The organism is Pantoea alfalfae (assembly GCF_019880205.1).
Lineage (GTDB): Bacteria > Pseudomonadota > Gammaproteobacteria > Enterobacterales > Enterobacteriaceae > Pantoea > Pantoea alfalfae.
Genome location: NZ_CP082292.1, coordinates 3,428,272 through 3,447,834, shown reverse-complemented (window position 1 = coordinate 3,447,834; position 19,563 = coordinate 3,428,272). Strand labels below are relative to the sequence as shown.

7 protein-coding genes are annotated in these 19,563 nt (G+C 55.9%); 2 read left to right on the top strand and 5 right to left on the bottom strand.

Going from position 1 to position 19,563, the window contains the following annotated elements; genetic code table 11:
• Positions 1-244 precede the first annotated feature (244 nt).
• Both K6R05_RS16180 and K6R05_RS16175 read left to right on the top strand, forming a co-directional pair.
• Positions 245-547: a contact-dependent growth inhibition system immunity protein gene (locus K6R05_RS16180; protein WP_222924628.1), complete on the top strand. Its 303-nt coding sequence runs from the start codon at positions 245-247 to the stop codon at positions 545-547.
• 73 nt (positions 548-620) lie between these two features.
• Positions 621-1,439: a CDP-diacylglycerol pyrophosphatase gene (locus K6R05_RS16175; protein ID WP_222924626.1), complete on the top strand. Its 819-nt coding sequence runs from the start codon at positions 621-623 to the stop codon at positions 1,437-1,439.
• Between the two features lie 288 nt (positions 1,440-1,727).
• On the opposite strand, the gene K6R05_RS16170 is transcribed toward K6R05_RS16175, so the two are convergent.
• The 5 genes from K6R05_RS16170 to K6R05_RS16150 form a co-directional block, all read right to left on the bottom strand.
• Positions 1,728-2,909: a beta-barrel domain-containing protein gene (locus K6R05_RS16170; protein WP_262390875.1), complete on the bottom strand. Its 1,182-nt coding sequence runs from the start codon at positions 2,907-2,909 to the stop codon at positions 1,728-1,730.
• A complete protein-coding gene (locus tag K6R05_RS16165; protein ID WP_262390874.1) occupies positions 2,906-5,113 on the bottom strand; it encodes a type I secretion system permease/ATPase in 2,208 nt (735 codons plus the stop codon). The genes K6R05_RS16170 and K6R05_RS16165 overlap by 4 nt, the downstream gene beginning before the upstream one ends.
• A 28-nt stretch (positions 5,114-5,141) precedes the next feature.
• Positions 5,142-6,614: a TolC family outer membrane protein gene (locus tag K6R05_RS16160; protein WP_222924622.1), complete on the bottom strand. Its 1,473-nt coding sequence runs from the start codon at positions 6,612-6,614 to the stop codon at positions 5,142-5,144.
• A 106-nt stretch (positions 6,615-6,720) separates the two neighbouring features.
• A complete protein-coding gene (locus tag K6R05_RS16155) occupies positions 6,721-17,625 on the bottom strand; it encodes a beta strand repeat-containing protein (protein WP_222924621.1) in 10,905 nt (3,634 codons plus the stop codon).
• A gap of 1,174 nt (positions 17,626-18,799) precedes the next feature.
• Complete coding sequence (locus K6R05_RS16150; protein ID WP_150010999.1) at positions 18,800-19,468, bottom strand: YecA/YgfB family protein; 669 nt, start codon at positions 19,466-19,468, stop codon at positions 18,800-18,802.
• Positions 19,469-19,563 lie beyond the last annotated feature (95 nt).

Here is a 19,563-nt window from a genome sequence, read left to right as displayed (position 1 = left end):
CACTCAAATGCTGCAACCTATGGCGCGCACATCCACGACATACTACGGCTTTGATTTTTAAATCACGTTTTAGGATCAATCTTTGTTAAAGTGACTGATGGTTATAGCTACAATAATGGGCGTGACTGTTGACACCTCAAAGAGGCTTTGAGTAAGCATGCTATAAGGTCCGTATAACACTTAAATTCGAGTATTAGAACTGTAAGATCTTTATCATCCTTGCTGCTTATCCGATGGCATAGTTATGAAAAACCTTAACATAGCCGGACTTGATAGCCTAATCGCCATTTACTTTGGACAGGACTATGATTTGTTCGGTAGTGGTGAAAGTGTAGATGCTCAAATCAACGCATGGATTGCAGATTCCACAGCTGCTTCCCGACATGGCTTGATTGGTGATATTGAGCAGTTTATGAGGGAGAGTGACAACCTGGAGGAGGACTTTAAAAGCCGCTATGGCGCGGAGTTTTCTACAGACTTATGGGAAACTACGCCTGCAGAATTCCTGATGCTTTTGAAGCAAAAGGTTAGTGCATCTCTTTTTTAAGGCTGAATGCTGATTTGCCATTCGGATAAACGCTCCCCCAATATGAACCCTTGCTAATGAGGTTGTACCCGCATTGAGTCGCCTGACCGGACGCAATCCGCTGAACGGGAAATTGTTGTGGCGATGCCGTTCTCTGCCGCTGGTCATTGCGCTGCTGCTGACAGGATGCGCCCGCTCTGACGCGCTGTGGACGGTCACGCATGACCTCTGCATGAATAACTATCACTACCGTCGCGATCCGGCACCCTGCCAGCAAATCTATCTGCCGCAGGACAGCACACAGGGCTACAGCATCATCCAGAATCCTCGCCACAGGCTGCACTTTATTCTGGTGCCGACGGTAGCGATGTCCGGCATTGAGAGCATTACGTTGTCGCGCCCTGGACGTCCCGATTATTTCGGCTACGCCTGGTTAATGCGCTATCGTCTGATGGCGGCCTATGGCGCTAAAGTGCCTGAGGATCGGCTTGGCATGGCGCTGAATTCCGCTTATGGCCGCAGCCAGAATCAACTGCATATTCATCTGACCTGCCTGCGGGAAGATGTTTATCGCCAGCTTCAGGCCGAGCGCCCCTATATTCATAATGACTGGCGACCCTTGCCCGACCGTTTGCTGAATCACACCTACTATGCCCGTCGCGTTATGCAACCGACGGCGATGGGGATCTATCCTGTCTCCTCCGTGGCGCGCCATTTCAATCTATCGCCGCCGCAGCTGGCGGAGTCTGGTGTGGCGCTCATCCCGACGACGTTCTCGGGAGAAAAAGGGTTTATCCTGCTAACCACCCGGCGCGGCTGGGATAAGGGCAATCGGGCGTCCGTTGAGTCGCTGCTGGATAAACGCTGCGCAATTCTTTCAACACCGCCAGCTGATGTTTCAGCTGCGGAGTAACCAAACCTTATTACCCTGAATCCTCCACCGCCCCAGCCACTCTGATGCAATCAAACCCTCTGCCAGCAGGAACCTGGCTGACGAGGACGATCGCCCGTGCATTGGGTCTGATCCTATTAAGCGCTGGCGACTGGCTTACCGATACAGCGATGCTATTCCCACAGAACTAAACAGCGCCATTTTCGCCGCGACCATTTATACGACCATTTTTAACCAAACAGCATGTCCAGGCAGGTTCAGAAGCCCGGACATGCATTTTCACAGTTCCATCTCCAGCCACCGCAGATTTTACCTCTCCCGCAGCGCTTCCTTCGCCCGGTTCAGCGGTTTCATCAGATACTCCATGATGGTTTTACTGCCGGTATGGATCTCACCCATCGCGATCATCCCCGGATAAACCGGAAACTTTTTCCCTTTTTTATTGACCAGATAATCCTTATCGGTGCGGATGTAGACGCGGTAATAGTACTGGTCGCGATGAACTTCATCCTGAATGGTGTCGGGTGAAATAGAGGCCACTTTGCCCTCCAGACCGCCATAGATGTTGTAGTCGTAGGCCGTGAGTTTCACCACGGCACGCTGGCCGGGTGTGATAAAGGCGACATCGCGCGGGGCAATCTGCGCCTCAATCATCAGTTGCTCATCCAGCGGCACAATTTCCATCAGATTGCCGCGCTGCGGAATCACGCCGCCGACCGTGTTCACCTCGATATCTTTAACGATTCCTCTGACCGGCGTGACGATAACCGTGCGCTTCAGTGAGTCCGCCCGCCCGATGATAATCGATCGCTGAGATGCCGCTTCGGCGTTGGCTTTCGCCAGCTCTTCACGGGCCTGCACGATGTAGTTATTTTCCGCGTCGTTGAGCTTACTTTGCAGGTCGTTAGCCTGACGTTTCAGGCGCAGCACTTCCACATTGCTTGCCGCGCCTTTTGCCACCAGGGAAGAGGTCAGCTGCAGTTCGCGGTTAATCAGCCTCAGCGCTTCAGTCAGGCCGCTGATGGTTTTGCTGTAGTTCTCACGACGCGAGTGATAAAGCGCCGTCTCAGCGGCCACCAGGGACGGATCCGCTAAAACTTCCGGCGGAAAGGTCAGCGGCGTGCCTGCCGTCTCAGCCTGTAAGCGGGCCGCCGTCGCGAGCGCTGCGCGTAAACGCGACGTGCTTTCCTGCACACCGGAGTCAATCTGGGTGGGATCCAGCAGGGCCAGCACCTGGCCCGCCTCAACCACATCGCCTTCGTGAACCTTCAGCTCTTTGAGGATCCCGCCTTCCAGCGACTGGATGATCTGCTCGTGTGAGCTGGGTACCACTTTGCCGACACCAACGGTGACTTCATCCAGTTCAAAGTTAGAAGCCCAGACAAAGAACAGCAGCAGCATGACCAGCACCGACATGATGATCAGGCCGCCGGAAGAGACGCGCTGACGGGAACGCTGATGCTTCTTTTTACGGAATAAGGAGAAACTCATGCCTGTGCTCCCTTCGGTTTAACATTGACGTTGCCCTGATGCGGCGCGGCACTGGCTTCGGGCCGGGTGACCAGCATCTCTGCTTTTGAGCCATCCCGCGCAATCCTGCCTTTATCCATCAGCATGATGCGATCAACCAGCTGCAATACCGCCGGGCGATGCGTGGCGATAATCAGCGTACGGTTGCCCATCCACGTCATCAGCCGCTCAATCAGATGTTTTTCAGCGGCATCATCCAGCCAGGCGGTAGGTTCATCCAGCAACAGCACGCTTGGCTGGCGGAGCAGGGTGCGTGCCAGCAACAGCTGCTGACGCTGTCCGCCAGACAAGCCTTTGCCACCCTCCTGTAACAGATAATCCATGCCTTCCGGCAGGCGCTGAATAAAGTCGAGTGCGCCGCTGATCTCCAGGGCCTGAAGCATCTCCTCTTCTGTCGCCAGCGGCATGCCCAGGCGTAAGTTCTCGCGAATTGTGCCGTAGAACAGGGATGCGTTCTGGGTCAGCAGCCCGACGTCACGCCTTACATCCAGCGGGTCAATGGAGGAAAGCCGCACGCCATCCAGCAGCAGGACACCTTCACCCGGCTGCAACAGACCTGCCATCAGCTGCAACAGCGTTGATTTACCGGACCCGTTACGCCCCAGCAGCGCCACTTTCTCACCGGCTTTAATGGTCAGCTTTTTCACCGTCAGCACCGGATCAGGGGAGTTCGGGTCGTAGCGATAGATAACGTCAGAGAGCGCATATTCGCCGTTAATGCGCGGGCGATGAATACGGATGCTGCGCTCTGGCTGATCGACCTCGCTGTTGAGCAGGTTCTCCAGTCCTTCGCGCGCCACTTTGGCCTGCTGCCAGCGGCCAAATATCATCGCCAGCTGGCCCAGCGGTGCCATCATGCGTGACGCCAGCATCGAGCAGCCAATTAACACGCCGGTAGAGAGGTCACCGCTCATGGCAAAAAAAGCACCCACCAGCACCACGCTGACATAGGCAACGGTCTGGACTTCACTGGTCCAGCTCATCAGCAGGCCGCTGACAAAACGCTGCTTCTGTGAAGATTTACTGATCACCTCATTCAGGTGATTCCACTGGTTCTGAAAGTAGGGCTCTGCGCGCAGCAGCTTGATGTCATCCATGCCCTGTACGGTCTCAACCAGCATAGCGCTGCGCACTGCGGACTCGCGCATGGTCGCTTTGGAGAGCTTCGCCAGCGAACCCTGCGCCAGCAGGCCCGGAATCACAATCAGCGGAATCGCCGCCAGCGGAACCAGTACCAGCCATCCACCCAGTAACCAGAGGATAAACAGGAAGATGATTAAAAAAGGCAGATCGGCAATTGCTGAAATGGTGGTCGAGGTAATCAGTTCACGGATCTGTTCCAGCTCGCGGATCTGGGCAATAAACGATCCGGTCGATTTGGGCCGCTGATCGTTACGGATCCGCAGCGCGTGACCAAAGACGCGATCGGAGATGCGCAGGTCCGCGCTTTTACCGGCTGCATCAGAGATATGCGTGCGGATGATACGCATCACAAACACGCAGGTCAGGGCGATCATGACGCCGCCAAACAGCACCCAGAGAGAGGGCACCGACTGGGAAGGGATCACCCGGTCATACACCTGCATGGTGAAGAGCATCGCGGAGAGGCCCAGCACGTTGGAGATCAGCGACGCAAACATCACGTTTACATAGGCTGGCCACTCACGAAGAATGGTCTGCCACAGCCAGTCAGCACGATGTGGCTTAATATAGTCATCCACCCGCGCATCCGGCACGGAAGACTCCGGCTTCGCCAGCAGTACGCGCTGTGCATGCTGCGACAGATCTTCAATACTCAGCGTGGTCTGCAGCTGTTTTTCACCGCTCAGCATCACGCTGACCTGGCCATCCTCGCCCACCGTGGTGATGACGCCGACGCCGCGAGGACCGAAATCGACGATCAACGGCATGCGCCACGGATCGAGCTGATCCGGGTCAAACGCGTCAAAAATGACCAGCAGGCCGAGCTGGCGCGCCATATTTTCAATCAGGGCATCCTGTGAAAGGTGCTGCATGTGCCATTCCGCTTCCCCTTTCACCCGCTCAGGTGAACCATCAAGGCGGTAATGTTTCGCCACCAGCAGCAGCGCGTCGAGCCAGGGGGTATAAGCCTTTTTCGCGTGAGGCTGTGCTGATGCATTTTCGCTGTCAGATATTGTGTTCATTATCATCTTCTCTTAATTGCTGACAGAATTACGGCGCAATGCGCAGTCCCTGAATGACCTTATTATTTAAATCAAATGCTTCACGTGCCATACCGGTTACTACCAGATAATTAACCGAGGAGGCCCACAGATCGCAGCGGGCATTAATTAAATCCTGCTGAGCACGGCTTATTTCCTGCTCGGCGTTAAGTAAGTCGAGTACGTTTCGGTTACCCAGCGATAAATATTGCTCACGATAAAGGGAGCGCGTCTCCATAATCGTTTTCATCCGGCGCGTCAGCAGGCTGATATTTTTTTGTAATCCCTTTACGCTCTGGAAATAATTGCGTTGCTGATCGCTGATCTCCAGTTTTTTACTGGCTATGGTGGTTCTGGCCGCTTCCAGTGCGCGGGCACTGGCACTTTCCTGCGCCACTAATGCGCCGCCCTGATAAAGCGTACTGTTAACAGACAGATAAACGTTCTGGTACTGGCTATGGCGCTGATAATCCGCAATGTCGCCGATATATTTATTGGTGCTGGCTTCAAGCGATAAAGTGGGATAGCGCTGCGCTTTGTAATTACGTAACTCAGCCAGTGCCACGGCGGCATCGGCCTGGGCGACTAAAATAGTCGGGTTACGGTTTAAATCGATCCGGGCATTCTGACGCTCAATCAGCGGCAGCAGCGAGATCGGTGCGGATATTTTCTTTTCGGCAACCGGCTGGCCCAGCAAGGATTGCAGATGGTATTTCTGCTGCTGGAGTTTGATTTCCAGATCCAGTTGCTCTGCCTGGGCGGCTTCAACACGCGCCTGCGCCTGAACCGGATCCACCCGTGTGCTGGCTCCGGCATCGGCACGCATTTGCGTCAGCGCCAGGATATCCCGCAGGGCTTTCACCTCTTTCTTCGAATTATCAAGCAGCTGCGTCGAGCGATAAACGTCATTCAGTGCCAGTGCGGTTTGTTCAATAATGGTGTCGATTTGCATCAGAACAGTGGCCTGCTGGCGCAGATATTTCGCGCTGGCCTGATCGACCGCGCTGCCGGTTTTACCAAAGTCGTAAAGCATCTGAGAGAGGCCGACGGTGGCGATATGGCCGCTGCCTTCATCCTGCTGTCGACCGGTTGTGATGCCCGCTTTTATGGAGGGCAGATAGCCCGCTTTTGCGGCATCAATGGTGAACCCTGATGACTCCAGCGTCGCAATGCTGCTGCTGATGGAGGGATGATGATTCACCGCCAGCTGGATAGCCGCCTGCCAGTCAGCCGGAAAGCTTTCAGCTCCGTTCGACGCTGCAGGCTGCATTTCAATTTCTGCCGGATTAATTTGTAATTTGTCTGCCAGCGCCGATCCGCCCGCAGGCAAGGTGCCGGGATTTGGTGTTTTAGAAAATACGCCCCAGAAACCTGCCGGTGCTTCATTAATGGCGGGTTCGCTGCCTGAGAAAAGTTTTTGATCGGCAGCAAAAGAATATTGGGTAATAAGAATACAGTGCAAAATGATAATAATTTTTTTCATGATGTTTAGATAATTAAATATATCTCCGTCATAAAAGGTGGATTAAATCGCGGGGAAGTAGCAGGCTGGTGTAAATAACCCAGCCTGCTTTTAATGCGGATATTAATTATCCGATGGTGATGTCGTCTTCAATATATAACTGTACCACGGAGCCATCGGCTGCAGAACTGGTGTAATGGTTATAGTTAACCCCATTTGCCACTATTCCGTCTGCCTGCTCCCAGTTACCATTCAGCGTCACCGTGTCGCCATTTTCCCCTCTGACATATAACGTATTATCGTTATCAGTGACCTTCAGCAGACTTTCTGCGCTTATTACCAGATTGTCTTTTCCGGCATCCGTCATCAGGTCGATGGTTTCAATATTGCTGACCCTGGCGGAGATATCGCTAAGGTTTAGCGTTCCCGTGCCATGCCAGGCCAGCGTATCGTTACCATCGGCACCGTTGATAGAGATGAAATCGGTGTCATAGACTTCGAAAACATCTGCACCGCGGGTGCCGGTGAAGGTAATTGCGCCGCCTTCGCTGCCATCAACATCAACGCCCAGGTTAAAGCTCAGAGAGGCATTGCTGCCGTCTGACAGGGCATAGGTGAAGGTGTCAGTGTTTCCGCTGTGCGCATACGCATCATCCACCACGTAGCTGTAGTGACCCGCTTCATCGATAACCAGCGTGCCGTAGGCACCTTTGAAGCTCACCGCATCGTCAGTGATCGCGGTGGTTTCACCGTTCTGGCTCACCGATACCACGGTCAGATCGGCGGAGACATCCTCGATGGAGCCGGCAAGATGCTCTGCCACTTCGTTGAATTGCAGACCCTGCTGAACATAGAGTTTGATTGCCGTGCCATCCAGCGCCGTGCTGGTGTAGAGGGTGTAGGTGATGTTATTCAGCGTTTCCACGCCGTTAACAGCCCACACGCCCTGCAGTGAAAGGGAGTCATTGCTGCCACCCCTGACATACAGCACATTGTTGGTATCCGTGATTTTCTCAATATCATCGGCACTAATCAGCAGCGCCGTTGCCTGGGCGTTATCCTGCAGATCGATGATTTCGATATTGTTCACTTTGTCCGCAATCTCACTGACATTCAGCTCGCCTGTGCCATTCCAGACCAGCGTATCCTGACCCGACTTCCCGTCCACCGAGGTGAACTGGGTGTCGTGAACGGTGAAGCTGTCATCACCAACGGTACCGGCAAAGATCAGCGCGCCACCTTCAGAGCCATCCACGGAGACACCCAGCGTGATCACCAGATTTTTGGTGCTTCCATCCGCCAGAACATAGGTGAATGAATCTTCACTGCCGGTCAGTTTGATCACTGAGTCACTATTCAGTGTGTAGCTATAGCTGCCATCGTTTTTGATCGTCAGCGAGCCATAAGTCCCCGCGATAGTGGTTCCCGCAGCAGCAACCAGCGTATAGCTTGCGGCACCGGTCACAATACCCGCCGTTATTGACGTCACTACCAGCGAACTGTCACTGGTGCTGTCGCTGGTAAAGACCGAACCATTGACGCTGGAACTGGTGCTGACTTTATAGTCGGTGGTGCTGACAATGTTCACTGCCACTTTCACTGTGAGCGCGTCATAGCTGGTAGACCACAGGAAGCCAGGATGTCCGGACTGCGTGCTGTCGACCACGATGCGGTAGGTTCCCGCATTCTGACCCTCCAGCGAGACATTCAGCGGACTGCCACTGGTGATCGCCTGCGTGCCGCTGGTCACGTTGTCCCAGCGCAGCGTCTGCTCGTTGTAAACCTGCAACGACCAGTTCACCGAAACAGTATTGCTGGCATTGATCGACGTCCCGGTCACGCTGACATTAATCTCCTGCAGATCGCTGATGCTGTTAACCGTGAAGCTCTCACTGGTAAAGCTGCTGGTTGCGGTGTTCATCGTGGTGCTCTGCGCCACGCTGTCACTGAGCAGAGCAACGTCGCCGGTCACGTCGGCCGCATTGTTTTCAGAGGCGGTTTCGGTGCTGCTCAGTTTCATGTCGCGATCAACGTAGAGATTCACCGTCTGACCATCAGCGGTCGTGCCGACGTAATGGACGTAATCCACGTTGTTGACCACTTCGCTGCCTGCCAGCGTCCAGCTGCCAGAAAGGGTCAGTGTGTCGGTGATGGCACCTTTAACAAACAGCGTGTTATCGGCATCGGTGATGTCCGCCACGTTTTGTGCGGTGACCACCAGATTATTCACTGCGCTGTCATTAACCAGCTCGATCTCTTCGATGTTGCTGATTTTCGACTGCAGCTCGCTGAGCGTCAGGGTGCCGGTACCGCTCCACACCAGCGTATCCAGACCTTCACCCCCATCAATGTGGGTAAAGCTGGTGTCGCTCACGTTGAAGATATCGTCGCTCGCCGTACCTGTGACATCCTGCGCAGCGGTAACGGTATATTCCGTTCCATTCTGGCTATCCGTATAGGGAGTTGAGGAGAGAGTAACCCCCTGCTGCACGTAGATATCGACCAGGGTACCGGCAGCGGTGGTGCTGGTATAGTGCGTGTAAGTGATGCTGTCGACAATCACCGTGCCACTGTTGATCCAGGTGCCTTCCAGCGTCACGCTGTCGCCAGCGATGCCCTTAACATAGAGCGCATTACTTTCGCTGGTCACATCTTCTACGCTCTGCGCATCCAGCACCAGGTTGTCACTGCTGGTGGTTGAGGTCAGCATGATCGATTCGATGTTGCTGACTTTCGCCGCGACGTCGCTCAAGACCAGCTTGCCATTGCCATTGCCATGCCATGCCAGCGTGTCATCGCCAGCCGCGCCATCTACTGAGGCAAAGCTCGTGTCATACACATCAAATACATCGTTGACTTCGGTGCCGTGGAATACCAGTGCACCGCCGTTGCTGCCGTCAACCTCAACGCCCAGATGGATCGTGACGGTGGCGTTAACCACTTCACCATTTGCGCCTTTCAGCGCGTAGGTAAATACGTCTTCAGAGCCCGCTGGTAGTGTGGTGGTGGCAGGGGTGTAGGTATAAGCACCGTTGTTATAGATCACCAGAGTGCCATACTGACCCGCGATAGATACGCCACTTTCGGTCACCCAGGTATAGCTGTCATCGACCTTCACATCGCTGGTGCTGTCACCGGCTTTGGCATACATCCGTGTATAGATGGAGCTGAGCTTATCAACCGCACCGTCTGTGCCTTCATCGGTCAGAACGTTGCCGGTTGCGACCTCATTCGCGGTGATAACGTATTCGGTGGGACTGACTGTCTGAACTGACATATCCAGTTTCACCACGTTTGTTGCACCTGTGGTTGAAATCGCTACGCGGTAGGTTCCCTCACCCAGGCCGTCCAGCAGCGACGACATCTCCAGGTTCTGGATAACTTCATCGTTATGCTGTCCGGCTGCCACGACGGCAGTCTGCGTTTTCACCGTGGTCCACGTGCCATCACTGTTCTGCATTTGCACGGCGTAAGTGATGTTTAATGGTGTGGAGAAGTTGTTGCCAAATGCTCCCCATTCGGTTTTTAACGACAGCGAACCGGTAACCAGGTCATCATTCCCTGCCAGGGTAAAGGTGGAACTGTAGTTCTCGGTCCCGCCTGCGACCAGCTTAACGTCGGTATTCGTCGCGCTGGATGACTCATAAGTCACTGTAACGCTGGCATTCGCCTCGTTGCTGGAAGCGATATCCGTAACAGCGGTTGCAGAAGGATCGGTAGCATCCCAGCTCAGATCCAGCGCCTCATTTGTTGTACCAATCTGCACGTAAATCTGAGCCGATGAGCTCTGACCCGTAGCGGAGTCGGTAATGGTGTAGGTAAAGGTATCCACCTTACCGATGCTTTCCATAGCGGAAACAGGCGTGTAGACATAGCTGCCATCAGCGTTGATGATTAGCGTGCCATACTGACCGACCAGCGTGGCGGTTTGGGTGGTGGCATCCAGCGTGACAGATGTCACGGTGCCATCACTGTTGGTCACGCTCGCCGCGCTCACTGAGGTGTAGGCACTGTGCGGAATACCATCTGCCCCATAGACGTTGTCGACATCTGTTATCACATTGCCGGTTGCTGTGGTGTAGTCGGTCGGTGTGCCCTGTTCAGCCAGCGTATAGACGGTTTTAGAGGCTTCCAGATTAAAGCTTACGCCAACGTTAATACCGCTGGTGGTGTAAACCAGCTGATACTGGCCGGCAGTCAGACCGGTCAGCGTGATGGTGGAAGTTGATGCGCCCAGTCCGAACAGGCCAAACAGGTTTCCGCTGTTCTCTTCAGACACGGTGACCCAGGTGCTGGTTGACGAGTCATACTTCTGCAACACCAGTGTCGAGTTACTGGCGACGTTAACGAAGGCAGAAGAGGTCGCTGTTACATCAAGATCGATAATGGTGCCGTCTGCGACCACAATCGGATCGCTGACGATCTTATTGTTAAACGCGATCAATCCGCCGTCCTGCAGGATGGTTCCCAGATCCTCACTGACATCAACCGGATAGGTAAAGCCTACCGCAGCACCTGAGCTGACATTGTCAGATGCCGTCAGCGTGATGGCCTGCACATTCAGATCCAGCGTGCCGGATGGATCGCTGCTGTTGCCTGCCGTGTCCGTGACAGTAAAGGTCACTTCATGGGTGCCATCATACAATCCGTCAGTGGCAGTAATGGTCCAGGTACCATCCTTGTCGACGGTGGTTTCGCCGACGATCTGACCTTTGTCATACATCGTGACGGTGGCACCAGGCTCAAGATCGCTGCCGCTGAAGGTGAGTTTGCTATCGCTCTGGGTTTCGGCTGTATTAATAGCCGCACCCACTTCATCCGTGATCACTACCGTAGTAATGTCCACGCCTTCAGGCGCAACAGAATCCACGAGATAACTTACGGATGCAGTCTCACCGCTGCTGTTACCTGCAGCATCGACAGTCTCAAACGTAAAGCTGTGATCACCCTCAGTCAGGGCTTCAGATGGCGTGAACGACCAGCTGCCGTCATCTGCAACCTGTGCTTCACCCAGTACTGTGCCATTATCGCGAACAATAATAGTGGTGCCCGCTTCCTGCCCCGATGTACTAAAGGTCGGCGTGGTATCACTAATCGCACTGCCAGCGGCGAACGTATTGCCAGCATCGTCAGAGACGACCACAGTGGCCACATCAAGCAGATCTGGTGCAACGGTATCGACCACGACGTTAATGGTATCGCTGCGGGTGTTTCCTTCCGCATCCGTTACGGTGACGATCAATGCATGATCACCGTCAGCCAGTGCTGCGTCAGGCGTAAAGCTCCAGCTTCCATCCTCAGCAACCACGACACTGCCCAGCACGGTTTCGCCATCGGCGATGGTGACTGTTACATCCGGCGTCTGATCCTGACCGCTAAAGGTCGGTGTGCTGTCGTTAATGGCTTCACCATTCACAATCACATTGCCGGCATCATCTGTCACCACAACACCCGTGTTGATGCCTTTGGTTGCCGAGATTGACAGGTCCAGCGCTTCAGATGCACCGCTGCTGTTGCCGACTTCATCGGTGACTTCGAAAGTGAACTGATGTTCACCATCATCAAGCGAGGTTGAAGGCGTAAAGGACCAGCTGCCATCTTCGCTGACCGTGGTTTCACCCAATACGGTTTCACCATCGCGAATAATCACGGTCGCTCCCGGCTCCAGCGCTGTGCCACTGAAGGTTGGCGTATTATCTGCTGTGATACCGGCTGCGGTGATAGTGGCACCGTCGTTATCGACCATTGTGACCGTAGAGATATCAACCCCTTCAGGCGGTGTGGTATCGACAGTGACGTTGAAGACTCCGCTGGCACTGACGCCTTGTGGATCAGTAACGGTGACCTCGATGGCATGCGCACCGTCAGCCAATCCAGCGGTTGGTGTGAAGGTCCAACTGCCGTCCGCACCTACAGTCACAGTGATCAGCGTGGTATCGCCGTCAGCGATGACAATAGTGGTTCCAGGTTCGAAGTTTTTACCGTTGAACGTTGGCGTACTGTCACTGATAGTGTCGCCATCCAGAATAGCGGTACCGTTATCATCAACGATTTCCATGGACGGCGCGGTTTGCACCACGACATTGATGGTGTCATTGACATGGTTACCGCTGGCGTCTGTACCGTCGACAACCAGGGCGTGCTCGCCATCGGCCAGTGCGGTATCCGGCGTGAAGGTCCAGCTGCCGTCGTCGTCCACGGTGGCGGTGCCTATTTCGGTGTCGCCATCCGAGACAGTTACGGTGGAACCGGGCTTCATACCACCGCCGTTAAGGGTCGGTGTGCTGTCACTGGTAGTCGCGCCGTCGGCTATCGGATTGCCGGCGTCGTCGGTCAGGCCCGGCACGGTGGCGCTGGTGTCGACGGTCACGTTCACGGTATCGCTCATGACGTTACCGTTCGCATCGGTGCCGTCAATAACCAGCGCGTGATCGCCGTCGGCGAGTGCTGCATCCGGCGTGAAGGTCCAGTTGCCGTCCGCGTCCACGGTGGCGGTGCCGATTTCAGCATCGCCATCAGAGACGTTCACGGTAGAGCCCGGCTGCATGCCGCCGCCGCTGAGGGTCGGGGTGCTGTCGCTGGTGGTCGCGCCGTCGGCGACCGGGTTACCGGCGTCGTCGGTCAGGCCCGGCACGGTGGCGCTGGTGTCAACGGTGATGTTCACGGTGTCGCTGACCGTGTTGCCGTTCGCGTCGGTGCCGTCGATCACAAGGGCGTGTTCACCGTCGGCGAGTGCGCTATCCGGCGTGAAGGTCCAGCTGCCGTCCGCGTCCACGGTGGCGGTGCCGAGTTCGGTGTCGCCGTCAGAGACGATCACGGTAGAACCCGGCTCCATGCCGCCGCCGCTGAGGGTGGGGGTGCTGTCGCTGGTAGTCGCACCGTCGGCGACCGGGTTACCGGCGTCGTCGGTCAGGCCAGGCGCGGTGGCGCTGGTGTCGACCGTCACGTTCACGGTGTCGCTGACCGCGTTACCGCTGGCATTGGTACCGTCAATGACCAGCGCATGCTCGCCGTCTGCCAGCGGTGCATCCGGCGTAAAGGTCCAGTTGCCGTCCGCGTCCACGGTGGCGGTGCCGATTTCAGCATCGCCGTCGGAGACGGTTACGGTAGAACCCGGCTCCATGCCGCCGCCGCTGAGGGTCGGGGTGCTGTCGCTGGTGGTGCTGCCGTCGGCGACCGGGTTACCGGCGTCGTCGGTCATGACCGGCGCGGTGGCGCTGGTGTCGATGATGACGTCTACAGCATTGCTGACGTTGTTGCCGCTGGCATCAATACCACCTGTGATAAGCGTGTGTTCGCCATCGTCCAGCGCAGTATCTGGCGTAAACGTCCAGTTGCCATCCGCGTCTACGGTAGCTTCACCGATCGGAGTGTTGCCATCTGTGATGACCACGGTGGAGCCGGGCTGCATGCCGCCGCCGCTGAGGGTCGGGGTGCTGTCGCTGGTGCTTGCGCCGTCGGCGACCGGGTTGCCGGCGTCGTCGGTCAGGCCCGGTACGGTTTCGCTGGTGTCGACGTTCACGTTCACGGTGTCGTTCACCGCGTTGCCGTTCGCGTCGGTGCCGTCGATCACAAGGGCGTGCTCGCCGTCGGCCAGCGGGGCGTCAGGGGTAAAGGTCCAGCTGCCGTCGGCGTCCACGGTGGCGGTGCCGAGTTCGGTGTCGCCGTCAGAGACGATCACGGTAGAACCCGGCTCCATGCCGCCGCCGCTGAGGGTGGGGGTGCTGTCGCTGGTGCTTGCGCCGTCGGCGACCGGGTTGCCGGCGTCGTCGGTCAGGCCGGGTACGGTTTCGCTGGTGTCGACCGTCACGTTCACGGTGTCGCTGACCGCATTGCCGTTTGTGTCGGTGCCGTCAACGACCAGCGCGTGCTCGCCGTCTGCCAGCGGTGCATCCGGCGTAAAGGTCCAGTTGCCGTCCGCGTCCACGGTGGCGGTGCCGATTTCAGCATCGCCGTCGGAGACGGTTACGGTAGAACCCGGCTCCATGCCGCCGCCGCTGAGGGTCGGGGTGCTGTCGCTGGTGGTGCTGCCGTCGGCGACCGGGTTACCGGCGTCGTCGGTCAGGCCCGGTACGGTGGCGCTGGTGTCGACGTTCACGTTCACGGTGTCGCTGACCGCATTACCGTTCGCGTCGGTGCCGTCGATGACGAGTGCATGCTCGCCGTCGGCCAGCGGGGCGTCAGGGGTAAAGGTCCAGCTGCCGTCCGCGTCCACGGTGGCGGTGCCGAGTTCGGTGTCGCCGTCAGAGATGACCACGGTAGAACCCGGCTCCATGCCGCCGCCGCTGAGGGTGGGGGTGCTGTCGCTGGTAGTCGCACCGTCGGCGACCGGGTTACCGGCGTCGTCGGTCAGGCCAGGCGCGGTGGCGCTGGTGTCGACCGTCACGTTCACGGTGTCGCTGACCGCGTTACCGCTGGCATTGGTACCGTCAATGACCAGCGCATGCTCGCCGTCTGCCAGCGGTGCATCCGGCGTAAAGGTCCAGCTGCCGTCCGCGTCCACGGTGGCGGTGCCGATTTCAGCATCGCCGTCGGAGACGGTTACGGTAGAACCCGGCTCCATGCCGCCGCCGCTGAGGGTCGGGGTGCTGTCGCTGGTGGTGCTGCCGTCGGCGACCGGGTTACCGGCGTCGTCGGTCATGACCGGCGCGGTGGCGCTGGTGTCGATGATGACGTCTACAGCATTGCTGACGTTGTTGCCGCTGGCATCAATACCACCTGTGATAAGCGTGTGTTCGCCATCGTCCAGCGCAGTATCTGGCGTAAACGTCCAGTTGCCATCCGCGTCTACGGTAGCTTCACCGATCGGAGTGTTGCCATCTGTGATGACCACGGTGGAGCCGGGCTCCATGCCGCCCCCGTTAATGGTCGGGGTGCTGTCGCTGGTGCTTGCGCCGTCGGCGACCGGGTTACCGGCGTCGTCGGTCATGCCGGGCACGGTTTCGCTGGTGTCGATGATGACGTCGACGGTGCTGCTGCTGGCGTTACCGTTCGCGTCGGTGCCGTCAATCACGAGCGCGTGCTCGCCGTCGTCCAGCGGGGCGTCAGGGGTAAAGGTCCAGTTGCCGTCTGCGTCGACGGTGGCGGTGCCGAGCTCGGTGTCGCCGTCAGAGATCACCACGGTGGAGCCGGGCTGCATGCCGCCGCCGTTAATGGTCGGGGTGCTGTCGCTGGTGGTGCTGCCGTCGGCGACCGGGTTACCGGCGTCGTCGGTCAGGCCGGGCACGGTTTCGCTGGTGTCGACGTTCACGTTCACGGTGTCGCTGCTGGCGTTGCCGTTCGCGTCGGTGCCGTCGATGACCAGCGCGTGCTCGCCGTCGTCCAGCGGGGCGTCCGGGGTAAAGGTCCAGCTGCCGTCGGCGTCCACGGTGGCGGTGCCGAGCTCGGTGTCGCCGTCGGAGATCACCACGGTGGAGCCGGGCTCCATGCCGCCCCCGTTAATGGTCGGGGTGCTGTCGCTGGTGCTTGCGCCGTCGGCGACCGGGTTACCGGCGTCGTCGGTCATGCCGGGCACGGTTTCGCTGGTGTCGATGATGACGTCGACGGTGCTGCTGCTGGCGTTACCGTTCGCGTCGGTGCCGTCAATCACGAGCGCGTGCTCGCCGTCGTCCAGCGGGGCGTCAGGGGTAAAGGTCCAGTTGCCGTCTGCGTCGACGGTGGCGGTGCCGAGCTCGGTGTCGCCGTCAGAGATCACCACGGTGGAGCCGGGCTGCATGCCGCCGCCGTTAATGGTCGGGGTGCTGTCGCTGGTGGTGCTGCCGTCGGCGACCGGGTTACCGGCGTCGTCGGTCAGGCCCGGTACGGTGGCGCTGGTGTCGACCGTCACGTTCACGGTGCTGCTGCTGGCGTTGCCGTTCGCGTCGGTGCCGTCGATGACGAGTGCATGCTCGCCGTCGTCCAGCGGATTTTCCGGCGTGAAGGTCCAGCTGCCGTCCGCGTCCACGGTGGCGGTGCCGAGCTCGGTGTCGCCGTCGGAGATCACCACGGTGGAGCCGGGCTCCATGCCGCCGCCGTTAATGGTCGGGGTGCTGTCGCTGGTGGTGCTGCCGTCGGCCACCGGGTTACCGGCGTCGTCGGTCAGGCCCGGTACGGTAGCGCTGGTGTCGCCTTCTGCCGGGTTACCTGCGTTGTCCCCCGCGCCCGGGGTAGAATCACTGCCATTGTCTTCTGCCGGGATACCTGCATCATCACTCACGCCCGACGTTGTGTCGCCGGTGTCGATGATAACGTCGACAGTGCTGCTGCTGGCGTTGCCGCTGGCGTCGGTGCCGTCAACCACGAGCGCGTGCTCGCCGTCGGCCAGCGGGGCGTCCGGGGTAAAGGTCCAGTTACCGTCCGCGTCGACGGTGGCGGTGCCGAGTTCGGTGTCGCCGTCGGTGATCACCACGGTGGAGCCGGGCTGCATGCCGCCGCCGCTGATGGTCGGCGTGCTGTCGCTGGTGCTTGCGCCGTCCGCCACCGGGTTACCGGCGTCGTCGATGAGAGATGGCGTTGTGGCAGGAACAACGCTGGCAGCACTATTGTCTTCACTGGTTGCTGCAGAGTTATCTTCATTCGCTGCTACAGAGTTGTTATTTCTTGAAACCCCACTGCCACCAGAGTTTGACGCTGCAGCCACACCAATCAATGCAGCAAGACCACCTAAAACACCTCCCGCTACATAGACATTGTCCGCGATAAGGGGATCCGTCGAGGTCGAAACAAGTTCATAAACGCTATTAACCGAATCATAGTCATACGCGTAAATCACACCGTCTGAACCAGAGGCTGTCATGACCGGTATTTCTTCTGCGCTGACGTTCTGCAGGATGATGTCATACTGCTCACCCGTGACATCATCCACCAGCTTGAATTTCATCTGGCCATTCGCTTTTGACGCAATGATCTTCTGGGGAGGCTGCCCATCAACACTGTGAACTTCATAGGACGCAGCCTGTGGCATTGACTCCAATGCCAGCGACTTTCCAGGTTGTAAAGCATGTTTAGCAATAACATTGCCCTGAGTATCTTTAATAATTAATTGTGTTTTCATTTTTCACCAATAGTGTTGAAATGAATCTGGCGGTTAAAAAGTAGCCAGATGCTGCTGTGTTATTTTGATAAAAAAATTTAAAACAGTGAGTTAACCTCCAGATGGCAGTGAGTTATGGCCCGATAACGCGGTGTCATAAAAATGACTAAAAATATATTTTTTATCTTAACGCTTAATAATTAATGTGATTTGACACTCTGTTTAATAATGCTGACCGGTTTTTTCTTAGCTCTGCTATAGGGTTAGTTATTCATTGCCATGGCAAGGTTTTATCCTGTTTGATGGCTAAGCACTTATCTGAGTAGATAGATAAGTGTTTATCACTTTCATCACTCATATCTTATAGAGAGAAGGATGGTTTAGTTAGTTCTTTAACTTTAATCTGTATTCTTACAAATAAAATCATGAAAGGGAATTTACACACTCTTATCCACACGCTGTAGAGGATTAATCTAAGTTGAGGTAATCAGGCAGTATAAAATAAGTTATTATGGATTTTTTTCGATTTTAAACTCCGAAAAACAACTAATCAGACCTTGCATGCAGGAATTTTTTGTCAATCTTGTGTAAATGTATTTAATAATCCGCTACCAGCGCAGAAATGATTTTCGTTTGTTTCTGTTTTTATTAATAATTAATAATATCAGTAGCTTATATGTATTTATTCGGCCTGATTGAGCATTTTCATTATAAATTTAAACGTAGAAAATACGATTGGAGTTAATGCTGTTTTAACAAGAAATAATCGTGCATTATCACATGGCAATAAATAACATCGTTTCATATTTAGCAATAAATGCACTTTTCAAAATCAGCTTGTTGATAACAACGATAGATCGCAATTTTATAACTGTTGTTAAAATAAAGATGTATATCTATCAGGGTTTATAGGGAGTGATAAACCCGGGCAGGCTATACCTGATTTGAAGTTAATGATGGGTTTTTAAACGCAACATTTTTGCTTTTTAACGATGTAGAGTGAAAAATTATTAACTTTCATTCCTGATCGGGAAGGGTGCTTAATACAGAAGGGTAAAATCGTGCTTACCTCAGCGATAAGCATGTTGCTGTTCAGACCGTAGACTGTTTAATCGGGGAAGGTAACGGATAGATAATCTGGCGAGACCTGCCGGGCGGTGGTAACACCCGGCAAGTGATTGAGCTAATCAGTCAATTAATGAAGACAGCACTGCTTATACTTTTTGCCGCTGCCGCACGGGCAGGGATCGTTACGGCCGGGCAGTTTCTCAGCTGAAACAGGTTTCTGTGGCACGGGAATCGCTTCCGGCTGGGAGATCCAGTGGTCATGCAGCGCCAGCGCAGCAGGGCGGATTGCCTCAATGCTGGCTTCCATCTCCTCCGGCGTCATAGCGTCAATCTTTTCGAGGTTCTCTTCCACGCCGTGCAGGGCGATAGCATCCAGCGCAGGCTGCAGATCCGCTGGCAGAGCAGACCAGTCGGTCAGCGCGACACCGCGCATATAGCCGAAGCACCACTCTTCAACCACGGTAAACTCCAGACCCTCCATCTCGCGGATGCCAAACAGCGGTTCGAACTGCTCCGGGAATTCAGATAAGCGATCAGCCACATCATTCATATGCTGGAAGCACAGCGACATAAAACGCGTCATTTCACGCTCGTTGCTCCATTTTGGAATCTGCTTCTCGCCACCCCACAGCGCCACCAACCACTGGCTGGGTTCGACGGTCACAGGGCCGGAGAGAACGGCAGTCAGCAGACCATCCAGTTCGGAGACATCAATAATCGACGCTTCGCTGCCATATTTTTCCAGCATATCTTCCAGCCATTGCAGCTCTTTTTCGGACAGTGGGCCTTCTTTCATGCGGTTGCCTCCCGGGCATATCAAATTTCAGCGCGGCGTTAAGCCTCAAAACCGCAGCAGTGTACACCCTTGTGGGCTGCAACACAGCTAACCCT

Bases quoted from the DNA above. Each gene is read 5' to 3' on its own strand.
- K6R05_RS16180 (WP_222924628.1), top strand. From the start codon at position 245: ATGAAAAACCTTAACATAGCCGGACTTGATAGCCTAATCGCCATTTAC.
- K6R05_RS16170 (WP_262390875.1), bottom strand. From the start codon at position 2,909: ATGAGTTTCTCCTTATTCCGTAAAAAGAAGCATCAGCGTTCCCGTCAG.
- K6R05_RS16165 (WP_262390874.1), bottom strand. From the start codon at position 5,113: ATGAACACAATATCTGACAGCGAAAATGCATCAGCACAGCCTCACGCG.
- K6R05_RS16160 (WP_222924622.1), bottom strand. From the start codon at position 6,614: ATGAAAAAAATTATTATCATTTTGCACTGTATTCTTATTACCCAATAT.
- K6R05_RS16155 (WP_222924621.1), bottom strand. From the start codon at position 17,625: ATGAAAACACAATTAATTATTAAAGATACTCAGGGCAATGTTATTGCT.
- K6R05_RS16150 (WP_150010999.1), bottom strand. From the start codon at position 19,468: ATGAAAGAAGGCCCACTGTCCGAAAAAGAGCTGCAATGGCTGGAAGAT.